Source organism: Bacillus cereus group sp. BfR-BA-01382 (assembly GCF_022663475.1).
Taxonomy (GTDB): domain Bacteria; phylum Bacillota; class Bacilli; order Bacillales; family Bacillaceae_G; genus Bacillus_A; species Bacillus_A thuringiensis_S.
Genome location: NZ_JAKUFQ010000027.1, coordinates 24,504 through 38,553 on the forward strand (window position 1 = coordinate 24,504; position 14,050 = coordinate 38,553).

Here is a 14,050-nt window from a genome sequence, read left to right on the forward strand (position 1 = left end):
AAAGGAATGGTGCAAATTGAAAACCTTTCAAAAGAATTTAAAAAAGGATTTTGCTTATCAATTAGGTGTAATTAAAACAATTATAGAAATTGAAAATAAATTAGACTATACGGATGATAATAAAGATGCAGAAATGTTTTTTTCTGGACTTTTTAATTTAATGTATGGATACAAGTTAAAGAATTTAAATGACCAAATTCAAAATACACCAGGCATTGATTTAGGAGATGAAAAGGCTAAAGTTTGCTATCAAATAACCTCAAGAAATGATAGAGAAAAAATCAAGGAATCATTACAAAAATTTAAAAAATTCAAGTGGAATGAAGTATATGATAGCTTATATATATTTATTATTGGCACAAAGAAAACATATAAAGATTTTCCAGAGTATGATTTCGATTTAGATAAAATAATTGACATACCCAAAATTATAAAAGAAATATGTAAATTACCGTATCCAAAACAAGAAAAAATATTGAAATATTTAATATCTGAGGGACCGTTATTGAAAAATAATGATGAATATATAGACGGTCAATTAAAAAAAGGGACGTATTCAAAATTCTTAAAAAAGTATTTTATAAGTGAATACCGAAAAACAGGTAAGAAAATAATTAATCAGTTTTCTGAAGAGTTAAGTGATTTAGATAGAACAACAAGAACGCTTATTTATGCCATCATGATGAAGTCTGTTGATGTTGAAGATGGAGGGATTTCTTTTGATTCTTATGACATTTTAAAAAGACTTAAATGGAGTGAAGATATATTCATTAAAGAATTAAACATATTGAGAAGGAAAGGTTGGGTTGATGTAAAAAACGAAATGGATATAATAGATATAATTAGGGACATTGATGATTGGGAGTGTTACAATAAATATTTGTTGTGTCTTTCCTATAGTAAGGATGGAAACGAATGGTTTAATATGTTATATGACTTTTTAAAAACAAAAAGTAAAAATAAAAAACAATTAGATGAATACTTTGAAAAATTAATTTTAAATTTAAATTTCACAGTATTAAATTAAGGAAACTCATATGAGTTTCCTTTTGTTTTAGTGGAGGATACAATAAATTAAATGAAAATTTATTTAGTGGAGTGAACTCATATGGCACTATTTGTTAGAACAGACGTGATAAATGAAATAACTGATGAATTAGCAAGGATTGCAATAAAATTGAAATTGGATACAAAAGCAAATACTATTGTTGAAAACGTAAGAGCAGAAACCTTTTTCTGTGATTTGTTTAACATCATATATGATTTAAATTTAAAAAATTTAAACTACGAGGATACAAATGCTCCAAGTATAGATTTAGGGGATGAAAAAGCAGGTGTGAGTTATCAAATTACATCAACAAATACCAAAGATAAAGTGTTAGATTGTACAAGTAAATTTCAAAAATATGATTGGGATAAAAAATTTAAGATATTGAATGTATTTATGATTGGAGAAAAAAAGAAATATTATAAATTACCTAAATTTGAAACGTTTGAGTTAAATGTTATTGACATTGTAGACATTGGCAAAGAAATTGAGAAATTATCTTTAGATAAATTAAAGTTAATCAATGAATATATGAAAAAAGAATTAAAATTTGAATACAATTCATATAAACCAGTATTTCATGAAAGGGAACACTACTTTGGGTTAACATTTATGTTAACTGGTCTTAATCGTAAAAGGATTAATAGCAAAGTTGTTGATGCAAACATAAATGAATTTGGAAATATATTAAGTCGAATAAATCCAAGGGCAAGAGAGCTAATGTATGCAATTTTACTAAATTCGAGTATGGGGGACAAAAATAATGATTTAGTTTATACATTTGACGAGATTCAAAAAGACCTAAAGTGGGATGATGAACTTTTATTAAGGGAATTTGACGTTCTTGTTAAATTTCACTTCACTCGTCCAATGAGTGGTATAGAAGAAATAACAAGAACGCATAATGGGTATAACATCGGAATTGGTTCAAAAAATACAAATATAATAGAAGAATATTTAAACGATTCACCCATGATTTTAGAATGTCCACAATTCAAAAGTCATGGAATTAAATTTTTTACGAGTGTCTTTAAATATGTCTTTGTAAAATCAGGTAATGAAAAATACAAATCAGAATTGCAGAAAATATTTATTGATTTAGATTTCACTATTTTAAATTAAATATCTTGATAAAAAGCATGTTTATAAAGACATGCTTTTTTTATTTGAATATGTTATCATTGACTATAGTTAATGAAAAAAGAGGTGCGGTAATGATTGATAAGTTTTTTGAAAAGAAAAAATTAGAGGAAGTTGAGCTGATAGAACCTGTTTTATCAAACACAATGAAGTTTAGATTCCTTGAACCTCAAATAAATAAAGTTTTATTAGAATTCTTTGGTTTTGTTTCTTTGGAATGGTCCGTTCTTGAAAGTAGGGAGAAGAGGCATTCCGAATATGCCCTGCATTTTATTCAAGAGTGTTATATAAGGCTTATGCCATGGTTTTTAAAAGAAGAGAGGTTGGAACCCTTCATTGTAAAATACGAGGATGATTTTTATGTGTTGTTGGCACAGTACATGCTCTTTCACTATAAAAACAACAATTTAGATTTTCTGGAAGAAGAACACCGATTTGCTTTCATAGATATCGTACATAAGTTGAAAATGCATAAAGGGCTAAAGTTAGCTTCATAACTTAAATAAAGTTGGATGGACGAACGAAAGGGGGATGAATCAAAGTGAAGATGTTCTACTTACTAATAAAAGGAATTATTCTTAGATTCAAGATAATGATTGGATTAAAAGGTTATATCCATGACGAGTATGTAATTCCTTTGTACATTATCGGGTTTCTGTTATCTTACATCGGTGCATTGACTTGTTTATCTGTAGGGTGGTGGATATATGAATGGGCTATTTTGGGACAGTTGAACCAAAATCAAGGTGATACAGTTACGGCATTGAAATGGTCCTTGTTACTTATGTTCCCCATTGCGGATTTGTACCTCATGTATTTAAAGAAAGAATTGAAGAAAGTATAAACACATTCATATATAAACTACATATAGAAAATCGTTGCAAATAGTCATTAGCATTACCTATGCAGTTTTGTGGAAGTACACCACTTGTCTTATATGCGATATTGATTATTAATCAGATAAAAACTGAAGCCCTTCTAAATAAGGGCTTTTTATTTTTAATTAACTGTTGACATTGAAAAAGAATAAGTGATAAGATACTCGTTGTTATAGTTTATAGCACCTATTAGCTATATACTACAACCGCACATGAAAGGTTTCTAAATGATAAATTATTATCTACCTTGTTATGGCGAGTCTTAGTAAAATGAGGAGGTGCAGGTATGTACGCTATTATTGAAACAGGCGGAAAACAATTAAAAGTTGAAGCAGGTCAAACTATCTATGTTGAGAAGTTGGACATAGAGGCAGGAGAAACTGTTACTTTTGATAAAGTTTTATTCGTTGGCGGTGATGCTGTTAAAGTAGGAAGCCCTGTAATTGAAGGCGCTTCAGTAACAGCTAAAGTTGAAAAGCAAGGTCGTTCAAAGAAAATCATCGTTTTTAAATACAAAGCGAAGAAGAACAACCGTAAAAAGCAAGGTCATCGTCAATCTTATACGAAGCTTGTAATTGAAAAAATCAACGCTTAAATTTTAAAATGATAAAAATAGTGATAAATAAAAAAGATTCAAATATTGTGTCTTTTAGTGTAAAAGGACATGCTGAATTTGCTGAACATGGAAAAGATATTGTATGTGCGGGAGTATCCACGGTTGTAATAGGAACGGTAAATGCCATTGAAAGGATTTGTGGCGTTCATGCCGACCATCATACAACTATGAATGATGGATTCCTTCAATACTCTTTACCAAGTTTATCAGGAGATGCTTACCGTAATGCACAGGTCTTATTATTAGGAATGGTCGTTTCGTTGGAAACTGTCCAATCTGAATACAGCAAATTCGTAAAAATTCATACAATAAAATAGGAGGTGTAACTATGTTAAAGTTAGAACTTCAGTTTTTCGCATCTAAGAAGGGTGTAGGTAGTACAAAGAATGGTCGTGATTCTCAATCAAAACGCCTTGGTGCAAAACGTGCAGATGGTCAACTTGTAACAGGTGGTTCTATTCTTTACCGTCAACGTGGAACTAAGATTTATCCAGGAGTGAACGTTGGTCGTGGTGGAGATGATACTTTATTCGCTAAAACAGACGGTGTTGTACGTTTCGAACGCCTTGGACGTGACCGTAAACAAGTAAGCGTATATCCTGTTTCTCAAGAAGCATAATATAACTCTTATAAAAGGAAACTCTAATCTTTGTTGAGATTAGAGTTTTTCTATATAAAAAGGTGGTTCTTTTATGTCTAAAAACAGTACGGTTCTTGATGCACTTCGTCATTCCAGACATGATTGGCTTAACCGATTACAATTGATTAAAATACATTTATCCATGGGAGATATGCATCGAATAGATGGTTTAATTCGTGAGTTTGTAGCAGAAGCGAATCATGAGTCACATCTTATGAATTTAAAGATGCCCCAATTTTCCGAGTTTATTCTCACTTATAATTGGTGTAGCAATCCATGTAAGTTATCATTTGAAGTTCTTGGTGAAAATAAAGATGTTTCATATTTAGATGAAAAATTGCTTTATTGGACAAAAGAACTATTTTTTATATTAAACAACTCAATTGATATGTGTATGGAGAATCACATATGCATTACAATCCAGATACTTGAAAAAAATTCTTTCTTTTTTGATTATAGAGGTCGGATACAAAATCTCAATGCAATACAACAATATCTTGAAATGAATAATCATTTTTCTATTACATATCAAATGAATGAAGATGAATTGTGCATTTCTTTAGAGGAAAAATAAAATAAAGTTTGGTGAAAAAATGTTTATAGAACAAGCAAAGATAAGTGTAAAAGGTGGAGACGGCGGGAACGGAATGATATCCTTTAGACGTGAAAAGTATGTTCCGAACGGTGGTCCTGCGGGTGGAAATGGCGGAAATGGAGGGAATGTAGTTTTTGTAGTAGATGAGGGACTCCGAACGTTAATGGATTTCCGCTATAAAAGACGCTTTTCAGCAGATAATGGACAACATGGTATGAGTAAACGTCAGCATGGAAGAAACTCTGAAGATTTAATGTTGAAGGTTCCACCAGGAACAATTATTAAAGATGAAAATTCTGGTCAAATACTGGCTGATTTAGTAACCCACGGACAAGAAGCAATTATAGTAAAAGGTGGTCGTGGTGGTAGAGGAAATGTATGTTTTTCTACTGCGAAAAATCCTGCTCCTAACATTGCTGAGAATGGAGAGCCTGGAGAAGAGAGAGACCTTGTTTTAGATTTAAAAGTAATGGCCGATGTAGGATTAGTTGGTTTTCCAAGTGTAGGGAAGTCAACGTTGCTATCAGTTGTTTCAAAAGCACGTCCTAAGATTGCTGATTATCACTTCACAACATTAGTACCTAATTTAGGTGTTGTGGCTACAGAAGACAATAGAAGCTTTGTAATGGCTGATTTACCAGGACTGATTGAAGGAGCTCATCAAGGAGTTGGACTTGGACATCAGTTCTTGCGACATATTGAAAGAACGAAAGTAATTGTTCATTTGGTTGACATGTCTGGATTAGAAGGAAGAAACCCTTATGAGGATTACAAAACAATTATTAATGAATTAAAAGAATATGATGCACGATTAGTTTCATTACCGCATGTTATTGTAGCCAGTAAAATGGATATGCCTGATGCTGAAGAAAATTTAGCTATATTTAAGGAAGAAATAGATGATGATATAGCTATTTTCCCTATATCAACACTAAATCAAAAAGGAATAAGAGAACTCTTATTCAGTGTAGCTGATTTGGTAGAAAAAACACCATCAAGTGTGATTGCCCAACATGAAGAAGAGGTTGGGAATGTAACCTATAAATTCGAAAGTGATAGAGATAAGCTATTTATCACAAGAGAAAGCAATGGGACATTCGTTGTATCTGGTCAAGAGCTTGAAAAACTATTCAAGATGACTAACTTCTCACATCATGAATCTGTACAACGTTTTGCTCGTCAATTGCGTAGCATGGGTGTAGATTCCGCATTGCGTGAACGAGGAGCTAAAGATGGAGATACCGTTAAAATATTAGAATATGAATTTAGTTTTGTAGACTAATGGTTAAAAAAGAAGCTGTTTTTCAACAGCTTCTTTTTTGTTATAAACTTTTATAAATGCGTTCCATGTTTGAATCACCCAAGACAAAAGCATTAAAAACAATTTCAAGACTTAATCTTTCTACCTGAGACTTAATAAAAGCATCCTTTTTAGCTAACTTCTTCATTCGTTCTTCACTAAACTCGATTCCTTCTCCATCCATTTCGCTCAATGTTTTCTCTACATATGGAGCATCGTAACAATCGTCTCGTCTTGCAAAACGATGAGCATATTTTAATCTTTCGTGTAAAACCACAATATTGGCAATCAATTCCTCTGCTATTTCGTTTCCTTTATTCGACTTTTTTAATTCATTTAATTGCTCTAATGAAAACATATCATTTTCTCCTTTTAAATTAATTTTTTAAAATTTCATATCTCTTAAATACCTTATATTATAGTGCTGTATAAGGGGTTGTATAATTGTTTCATTTAAACATTTCGCAATCATAATAATAATGTTATAATTTACTATAGTCAATAAAAAAAGAGGTGTTTTTATGCTGTCGAAACAATTAAATATATCCTTTGAGGAAAATGAAGTTCTTAGGGATGAGTATCCACCAAACTTATTTATTCCAATATTAGAAGTGTATATCCAAAAAGAAATATATAGAGGATATAACAAAATTTGTCCAATTCGACTCTCTAAATCAACGGGATTACCAGAAAAAGAATGTATTCGATTATTTTTAGGGCTATCAGATAATGAGGGACTAATTGATTTAAGGTTTCACGTATTTTGTCCCAATTGCAATAAGAAACAGCCTATCAATTTAGATTCGGATGAAGAACTCAAAGAATCGCTATTTTGCAAAGACTGTATGAGCAAAATGAAGTTTAGTAAAGAGAATATAGAGAAAGCTATAAAATGCGTTTTTCACTTAAATGAGAAGTTGTTTTTATACGAATCCAATCAATTAAAGAATAAAAAGGAGGAGAATTAATATGGCGATGTTAAAACAAGGGGAAAAGAAGGTCATTACAGATTTTAAATACGTTTTATTTGGCTATCAAGGACGTGTTGATTGTGATGTCATTGAAGTGTATTCAGGTGTAGGAGCAAGATTTTTAAAAAAGATTAATGGGTCACTGCAAGAAATTCTATTTATATCAGGAACTGCGGATAAAGTCGAGTTAGTGCAGATGCACGGGTTAAACCATTATTATATTCGAGTAGATTCTGTAAATATCTATGCAAAATTAATAGAAGAAGATATTAAAAAACTTTCTTTAAGGGTAGGAGACAAGATTTTTATCACAAATAATAGTGATTTAACATTTAATCTCATGATAGGTTTTGCTGAAAATCATCCAGAATTACCTAAGGTACTTCCTGACATTCAAAGAGATTTTGAATATGATGTTACGGAAGTTGTAAATGAGAATATTGTGCTTATTCAAAAAGGTGAAGATAAAAGATATATGAGTCGTGACAAAGTAACAACATTAGAGGAAATTATATTGAATGCAAAGTTATGGAATGAAAGAAAATTAGAAATTAGAAAGAGAAGTGAAGTAAAATGATGCGTTCATATAAAAAATCGTATTTAGAAGTAAAAAAGGAAAAAGAATTATTGGAAGAAGAAGTAGCAAATTTAAAAGAATCTCAGAAAAAACTAACGGAATTTAAAAACGATACAGTTTTTAATAATAGCATTGATAAAGTACAAGATGGTTTAGATGCAATTAATAGACATCTATATGATTCAAATATTATTTGTATTGAGGTTAATGCCAGAATGAGAACATCTGATGCAGATGAGTGTTTTGTGGGTATAGTGTATGAAGTTGTTTTATATGTCATTGATGATAAAAACAAGAAAACAGAGGTATTCTCATTACCTGTCTTTGCAGGTGCAGATGGCTGTATGATTAGCAAACGGGCTTGTGAAAGAAGAATGGATTATTTCGAATTAACACGTTCTATTGCACAATTCATTAAAAACAGAGTGAATTGGGAGTATGTCAGAGAAAAACGTGGGCTTGATATTATCATAACAGAGGACAAGAAAGAAGGTATGTTTAAATATCAATCTAAAATGACAATCCGAATAAATAAAGAGAATGTGGAAGAATTCAAAGAGTATGCAGAAAGAAGCGAGATTTCTATGTCTGATGTAGTAAAATCATCAGATAACAAAACAGTTCTTTTTGAGGTATTGATAGAAAATAGATATATAGATTATGTAAAAGATTTGCCGTATGTAGTTAATATGCAAGAAACAAAGTATTATTCGCCTTCATAATAAATGGAAGGAGCTATAGATATGATTAACTTGTAATGCAACTGAATCAGGGGAACTAAAACTTGGAGCGTTGAATTTTCATATATATAAAGACAATAATGAGTTTGCTTTTTCGTATAAGATGATTAATGGTGGATTCGTTGGAGGAAGTATTGATTTAGATTATGAAAGAGATATCTTACCTATCATAAATGATAAAAAACAATTTCAATATGGAAAGATTATCAATATTGCTAACAATAAAGAGGATGGAACGATATCGTTCTTTAAAGACAATGTATACATTCAAATTCCTTTCACAGTAACTCACTTATCATTAGATTTAATGGATGAGGACGAGGTTGGATATGAATATTTTGATTTTAGAAAGTATATGAAAACGGTTGAATAAAAATAGAATAGAAGTTTTTAGTAAAAAATTGTTGACTGAATTTCGAGTTGGTGATAATATTAAATCCAGATAAAGAAATATTCAAAACAATAGATTTAGGAGAGATATCTACTATGGGAAAATATACATTACAAGCAAATCGAATTCAAAAAGTATTTCATGTTTCTGTTGAGGGGAGCATGTCATCTGAAGATGGAGCGAACTTCATCAAAGACTACAAACAAAAAATTGCAGGAATTAATCCTAAAGAATATGTAATTGAATTAGACTGTACAAAGCTAAATGTAACATCAGCAGATGTAGTACCTATGTTGGAGAATTGTTATAAATTATATATCGCTGATGGATTTACAAAAGTAATCTTCAAGATTGCTCCGAAAAGTACCATCCTAAAGATGCAATTGAATCGAGTAGCAAAAAATACAGGTCTTGCAAATTACGAAATCAAAGAAGTTTGATGAAAGAAGGAAGGGCATGACGCTCTTCTTTTTTTATGCATACTCATACAAATGATTGTAATAAAAAGTTTCGCAATGAAATACAATACATAATCTTAATATATACAACAAGAGGAGGAGATAGCTTTGACAAACATTAGAATTAAAGCTGTTGATATTTATCATCCAAATACAGCACGAACGAACGATTTTTATTTAAAACACTTTGCAGAAAAGGGAAAGGATATTTCTCGATTTTTAAGAATGATGGGAAGAGAAAGTCGATATGTCATTGAAGATAAAAATGAAAATGGACTAACGATGGCAATTGAAGCTACGAAACGAGTGTTACGGCAAGTAAACATGTCAGGGGAAGAAGTGGACATGATTGTATTTTCAACGCAAACACCAGAGTATACATTCCCTACCAATGCGATTTTAGTACATAAAGAGATTCGAGGTAAGGCTGAAACGATTTGTATGGATTCTAATTCAAATTGTGCAGGAATGCTCGTAGCAGTGGAACAAACGTGTAGATACATGATGTCTAATCCGAATGTAAAATATGCATTAGTTGTAGGTTCTGACCATAACTCGATTCATTGTAATCCAGATGATGAAATCACTTATCCAAACTATGGAGATGCTTCTTCTGCAATTATTTTAGAAAAAGTGAAAGAGGACACAGGATTTATTGATTCCATGTATTACACAGATAGCAAAGATGCTCATAATATTTTATTCCCTGCATGTGGACTATCAAACATTTATAATCCAGAAAACAAACCAAAAGATATGCAGATTAATTGGATTCCCTTTGATGGAACTGTATGTGTTCCACCTGCCGTATCATCTATCAAATCTTTACTAACAAAACATGGCTTAGAAAAAGAAGATATTGGCTCGTATTGTTTTTCTCAATTTTCGCTAAAAAACATTGAGGTAATTCAAGAGAAGTTAGGAGAAGATAAACTTAAGTTTGTATATGTAGGAGATGAATTTGGATATACAGGAACAAGTAGCCCGTTTATTGCTCTATATAAAGGAATTCAAAGTGGACAAGTTAAAAGAGGAGACCATGTAGTGTTTTGGTCTGTAGGTACTGGTTGGCAAATCATTACGATGTTATTTAAATACTAAGAAAAACCCCTGTCTTTAAAAGAGAGGGGTTTAATTATGATTATAAGCTTACAAGAACTGCATGAGGAGGATATACTAATACATAACCTTCATTAACATCACCATCACATGTATGTGCGTTCTTTAATAATTCAGGTAGCATATCTTTCACTTCTTTTGCAGTTGAAAATTCATATCCGTGATGTTCACTATTATCATGAATATGAGAAATAAACCATCTTCCTCTTAAGTCATCTGGCATTTGTGCTAATGCATCATGAGAAATATTGGTTCCTTTTGCATAAATACGAAGAATGTCCTCAATATCACACTCATCAGCAACTTCACTTAAATCATTTGCTTCATAAAAAGTAAGACCAGTATTTGTTCTTAATACAACTGTATGTAATAAGAATTTAGCCATTCTTTCCTTGGTTTCTTTTCCTTTTTGAATCAGTTTGTTTAACACTTCCATAAAAGCAGTTAAAACATAGTGTTCACTACTTTCTGTGCTGAAAGGAATGTATTTAATGTCTTCATGGATAGGTAAACTATTAATTGTTGAAAACACTCTGTAAGAAGGTACTACTAATAGCTTCTCACCATCTGTCAAAACATCGTAATAAACATCTAAATAGACACGAGCAGGATTCGTAAAACCGTGTACTTTATCTAATTGAACAGACATTAATGCACATCCCCCATATGTTGGTGTGTCTTCTGGAGATAAAGCATCTTCAGTTACAAATGTATTTGCAATATCTTTTAGTCTATTAAAATTCGTGTTTTTAATATCTAATTTTACATCTAAATCCGTTAATTGTCCTAAGAAGTCTTTCATACCTAACTTCTCTTCAATTTCCTCCTGTTTTAACGCATTGTTAAGAGCTTTTACAAAGGCCCCTAAAGCAATTTGTTCAGCATTGTCTTGTTTAAGTGAAATACATTCATCAAATTCGATTTCTCCGCTTGCTTCAATAAACACACGATAAGAAATTGAAAGTTCATTAGCTTCTACATAGTCATGGAAAACGTCCATTTGAACAGATGCTCCTTCTTCAAAACCATGTTCGGAACCTAATTCAATATAGAATAAAGTATAATCACCGAAGTTCGGGCAAGGCTTGTTACAATTACGTTCAGCAAAAGAGATTGCCTTAAGTCGCATTTCCGATACTGTAAAACATTCTACTTTTATACCTACATTATGTTTTGCTACTTGTCCTAAAAAATCGTTCATCATTAAAAATCTCTCCTTTTTGTATCTCTTCTTTTGAAGACCTGTTTTATATAAATTCATGTATTATATGCAGTTCAAAAGGGAGAAATAATTCAAATGATAGCTTTATATAATAAGAGGAATATAAAAATGAGGTAGTCATAAAGACTATATTTAAATGAAGGATTTTTAAATGGAAATTATGGGGATTGCTTTTGTAAGTGTATTTGAAGAAGACGGATTTTCACATATCATGATAAGTGTGGAATGGAGTGACAAACATAAAAGTAAGAAAGCTTATTTAAGTCCTTTCACTACAGTTACAGTGGATTTGGAAGGAAATTTAATTGAAGAGAAAAGTAAAGGGTTAGGGATTGATAGCGAAGGAGAGCAAACCTTTGATAGCTTATCTCAAGTAGAAGAAGAACAGGTTTTCCAGTATGTAAGAGACAATAAAATCCTAATACAAGATGCGATACAGACAGGATTAAATATGTAACAGAAAAAGCATGTTAGTTATAATTACTAACATGCTTTTTCTTAACGTGTTTCTGATTTTAAATTTTCGTTATAAGAAGTAAATATAACTGCCTTATCTTCTGTAAATGGAGTTGCTTCTTCTTTTTTATTTGTTGTTTTAATGCCTGTTTTTGTTAATTGAATATATCTGTCATGCTTTGCTACTTCAGAAGCATTCACATCAATTAATACCATCTCTTTCATAATAAAAACCACCTTTTAAATTATAAGTACATCATTTTTCTCATTAATGGCATCATTTCATCTCTACCATATAGCTTCATTAATCTGTTCAATGCATCAATGGGTGCTTCTACCTCAAAATATTTCATATCAGCAGAATCAATGGCCACATCATTTCCATGTGCATTAGGAGAGTATTTCTGGATATTATCTAATACTCGTCTTTGTTCTGGAACAAAACTACTGAAAGCAGGATATTTCTTCGAAATTTCATGAACCTTTTTTAAATGTGATTTTGTTGTTACAACAATACTCATAACATAAACATCTCCTTGTATATTCATCTTTTGAAAGAACCTGTTTTATAACTTATCTTTACATTTTAGATTGTAGGAACGGAGATGATAACAAAAAATCCCTAAAAATAGGAGATATTAATTGTTCGGGAAAATAATATCAAAAACAATAAGCGTTTGCTTTGGAAAATGTTAGAATGTCTGCTATTATAGAACAACGTAATAATTACATTATTACATGAGGATATTTATATTTTAAAAGAAAGGAGGTCAACAAACCATGAATATTGTAACATTTGGAATTATTTTAGTTGTAACTACAATTATCATGATAATTCTATATGCTTTTAACCGAACAAAAGGCGTAGAAACTTTTGGGGGGCATACGTTTATATCATTTGGTCTTGGTTTGATTACAGGTTCGTTTGGTACGCTTGTAGACAAGATTCATTCAATTGTTATTGCAATTATCAAAGTCACAAACGATAAAACGCAAGCAAAGACATTAACCGATGCTACTGATGTAAACTACATTCAGTTGGTTACAGGGGTTGCCTTTGTTGCTCTTGGTATTTGGTTTATATATAAGTTGAAAAACCGTATATATATACTAAACATTAATGGGTATGCTGACCATCGAATTGAAAACAATCAAAAATCCTTAGGCTTAAACGAATTTGATTTTAAAGAAAGAGAGATTGAATTTGTAAAACGATTTACAAAAGCCCAGGATAATTCAATGGAGCAAAATGTTGTGCCTGAAATCATTGAAGAATTAGTTTTTAAAATTGAAGCATTTAAAAACGAAAGCGCAAATGTTAAGAGGGGATACACTGGCATTGCACCTATTCCGTTTATCTTGTACGCAGGAAAGCTCTTTAATGGACATAAAATTAATCATTTTTATGAACGTAACAAGCTAAAGCAGGATTATTACAAGTTAGCCAATAAAAAGAAAAATTTTGAAGAGCTAACCTTACAAACAAACTTGCAAGCTTTATCGAGCATATCTGCAACAGAAGCTATATTAAAAGTAAGTCTTACTTTTGATATTTCAACACACGATACATCACAGTTTGGTAGTAATGTTCCTGTGGTGGATTTGAAAGTGGATGAAACAAAAGAAAATATCATCCAGGGTAAAGACCAGTTAGAAGAGTACGTTAAAGTAGTCTACGAGACTATAAGAAAAATCAATCAATCAAATCCTTCTATCCAAAGGGTTCATTTATTGATAGCATCACAGAGTTGTTTACCGTTTGAATTGGGAAAACTATTAGATGATACAAGTATGCCTGAAGTTATTTCGTATCATTTTGTAAATCCTCGATATAAATGGGGAATTATCCTGAACAAGCACAACAAAGGGACATTTGTAACGGCTCCATAAAATAGAGAG

The 14,050-nt window shown here is 31.3% G+C and carries 21 protein-coding genes and 1 other annotated feature; of the genes, 17 read left to right on the forward strand and 4 right to left on the reverse strand.

Annotation, left to right across the window (positions count from 1 at the left end; translation table 11 throughout):
* Nucleotides 1–16 precede the first annotated feature (16 nt).
* From MR160_RS13495 to obgE, 9 genes are all read left to right on the forward strand, one after another.
* A complete protein-coding gene (locus MR160_RS13495; RefSeq protein ID WP_242297537.1) occupies nucleotides 17–1,027 on the forward strand; it encodes an SMEK domain-containing protein in 1,011 nt (336 codons plus the stop codon).
* 81 nt (nucleotides 1,028–1,108) lie between these two features.
* Complete coding sequence (locus MR160_RS13500) at nucleotides 1,109–2,170, forward strand: SMEK domain-containing protein (protein ID WP_061662540.1); 1,062 nt, start codon at nucleotides 1,109–1,111, stop codon at nucleotides 2,168–2,170.
* A gap of 92 nt (nucleotides 2,171–2,262) precedes the next feature.
* On the forward strand, nucleotides 2,263–2,685 hold the full coding sequence (locus MR160_RS13505; RefSeq protein ID WP_242297538.1) for a hypothetical protein: 423 nt from the start codon (nucleotides 2,263–2,265) through the stop codon (nucleotides 2,683–2,685).
* A gap of 50 nt (nucleotides 2,686–2,735) precedes the next feature.
* Complete coding sequence (locus MR160_RS13510; RefSeq protein ID WP_242297590.1) at nucleotides 2,736–3,032, forward strand: hypothetical protein; 297 nt, start codon at nucleotides 2,736–2,738, stop codon at nucleotides 3,030–3,032.
* 228 nt (nucleotides 3,033–3,260) lie between these two features.
* Nucleotides 3,261–3,339: a sequence feature (ribosomal protein L21 leader region), on the forward strand.
* A 13-nt stretch (nucleotides 3,340–3,352) separates the two neighbouring features.
* Entirely contained in the window at nucleotides 3,353–3,661 is a 309-nt protein-coding gene (gene rplU / locus MR160_RS13515) for a 50S ribosomal protein L21 (RefSeq protein WP_086877273.1), read from the forward strand.
* 8 nt (nucleotides 3,662–3,669) lie between these two features.
* On the forward strand, nucleotides 3,670–3,999 hold the full coding sequence (locus MR160_RS13520) for a ribosomal-processing cysteine protease Prp (protein WP_255805096.1): 330 nt from the start codon (nucleotides 3,670–3,672) through the stop codon (nucleotides 3,997–3,999).
* A gap of 11 nt (nucleotides 4,000–4,010) precedes the next feature.
* Nucleotides 4,011–4,301 (forward strand): 50S ribosomal protein L27, encoded by a 291-nt coding sequence (rpmA, locus tag MR160_RS13525; protein ID WP_000915492.1) that lies wholly within the window; start codon nucleotides 4,011–4,013, stop codon nucleotides 4,299–4,301.
* A 73-nt stretch (nucleotides 4,302–4,374) separates the two neighbouring features.
* Nucleotides 4,375–4,896 (forward strand): Spo0B C-terminal domain-containing protein, encoded by a 522-nt coding sequence (locus MR160_RS13530; RefSeq protein ID WP_242297542.1) that lies wholly within the window; start codon nucleotides 4,375–4,377, stop codon nucleotides 4,894–4,896.
* Nucleotides 4,897–4,915: 19 nt separating this feature from the next.
* Nucleotides 4,916–6,199 carry a GTPase ObgE gene (gene obgE / locus MR160_RS13535; protein WP_242297543.1) on the forward strand — a complete coding sequence of 428 codons (1,284 nt, stop codon included), beginning with the start codon at nucleotides 4,916–4,918 and terminating at the stop codon, nucleotides 6,197–6,199.
* A 40-nt stretch (nucleotides 6,200–6,239) separates the two neighbouring features.
* On the opposite strand, the gene MR160_RS13540 is transcribed toward obgE, so the two are convergent.
* Nucleotides 6,240–6,575: a hypothetical protein gene (locus MR160_RS13540; RefSeq protein ID WP_242297544.1), complete on the reverse strand. Its 336-nt coding sequence runs from the start codon at nucleotides 6,573–6,575 to the stop codon at nucleotides 6,240–6,242.
* Nucleotides 6,576–6,738: 163 nt separating this feature from the next.
* Here MR160_RS13540 and MR160_RS13545 point away from each other — a divergent pair, with 163 nt between their 5' ends.
* The 6 genes from MR160_RS13545 to MR160_RS13570 all read left to right on the forward strand — a co-directional run bounded on the left by MR160_RS13545 (nucleotide 6,739) and on the right by MR160_RS13570 (nucleotide 10,455).
* Nucleotides 6,739–7,185, forward strand: a complete 447-nt coding sequence (locus MR160_RS13545) for a hypothetical protein (protein WP_242297545.1) — start codon at nucleotides 6,739–6,741, stop codon at nucleotides 7,183–7,185.
* A 1-nt stretch (nucleotide 7,186) separates the two neighbouring features.
* A complete protein-coding gene (locus MR160_RS13550; RefSeq protein ID WP_242297546.1) occupies nucleotides 7,187–7,765 on the forward strand; it encodes a hypothetical protein in 579 nt (192 codons plus the stop codon).
* Nucleotides 7,762–8,487, forward strand: a complete 726-nt coding sequence (locus MR160_RS13555) for a hypothetical protein (RefSeq protein WP_242297547.1) — start codon at nucleotides 7,762–7,764, stop codon at nucleotides 8,485–8,487. The genes MR160_RS13550 and MR160_RS13555 overlap by 4 nt, the downstream gene beginning before the upstream one ends.
* 70 nt (nucleotides 8,488–8,557) lie before the next feature.
* A complete protein-coding gene (locus MR160_RS13560; RefSeq protein ID WP_242297548.1) occupies nucleotides 8,558–8,878 on the forward strand; it encodes a hypothetical protein in 321 nt (106 codons plus the stop codon).
* 113 nt (nucleotides 8,879–8,991) lie between these two features.
* A complete protein-coding gene (locus MR160_RS13565; RefSeq protein ID WP_000521666.1) occupies nucleotides 8,992–9,336 on the forward strand; it encodes a hypothetical protein in 345 nt (114 codons plus the stop codon).
* Nucleotides 9,337–9,462: 126 nt separating this feature from the next.
* On the forward strand, nucleotides 9,463–10,455 hold the full coding sequence (locus MR160_RS13570) for a 3-oxoacyl-[acyl-carrier-protein] synthase III C-terminal domain-containing protein (RefSeq protein WP_242297553.1): 993 nt from the start codon (nucleotides 9,463–9,465) through the stop codon (nucleotides 10,453–10,455).
* A gap of 40 nt (nucleotides 10,456–10,495) precedes the next feature.
* Here MR160_RS13570 and MR160_RS13575 read toward each other — a convergent pair whose 3' ends face one another.
* Nucleotides 10,496–11,677, reverse strand: a complete 1,182-nt coding sequence (locus MR160_RS13575) for a hypothetical protein (protein ID WP_242297554.1) — start codon at nucleotides 11,675–11,677, stop codon at nucleotides 10,496–10,498.
* A gap of 169 nt (nucleotides 11,678–11,846) precedes the next feature.
* Between MR160_RS13575 and MR160_RS13580 the strand changes: the two genes are divergently transcribed.
* Complete coding sequence (locus tag MR160_RS13580) at nucleotides 11,847–12,152, forward strand: hypothetical protein (RefSeq protein ID WP_242297555.1); 306 nt, start codon at nucleotides 11,847–11,849, stop codon at nucleotides 12,150–12,152.
* A 41-nt stretch (nucleotides 12,153–12,193) separates the two neighbouring features.
* Here MR160_RS13580 and MR160_RS13585 read toward each other — a convergent pair whose 3' ends face one another.
* Both MR160_RS13585 and MR160_RS13590 read right to left on the reverse strand, forming a co-directional pair.
* Nucleotides 12,194–12,376 (reverse strand): hypothetical protein, encoded by a 183-nt coding sequence (locus MR160_RS13585; RefSeq protein WP_242297556.1) that lies wholly within the window; start codon nucleotides 12,374–12,376, stop codon nucleotides 12,194–12,196.
* A 20-nt stretch (nucleotides 12,377–12,396) separates the two neighbouring features.
* Nucleotides 12,397–12,672 (reverse strand): hypothetical protein, encoded by a 276-nt coding sequence (locus MR160_RS13590; protein ID WP_240522590.1) that lies wholly within the window; start codon nucleotides 12,670–12,672, stop codon nucleotides 12,397–12,399.
* A 259-nt stretch (nucleotides 12,673–12,931) separates the two neighbouring features.
* Between MR160_RS13590 and MR160_RS13595 the strand changes: the two genes are divergently transcribed.
* The gene (locus MR160_RS13595; protein ID WP_242297558.1) at nucleotides 12,932–14,041 is read left to right on the forward strand and encodes an SAVED domain-containing protein; all 1,110 of its coding nucleotides are present in this window, start codon (nucleotides 12,932–12,934) and stop codon (nucleotides 14,039–14,041) included.
* Nucleotides 14,042–14,050 lie beyond the last annotated feature (9 nt).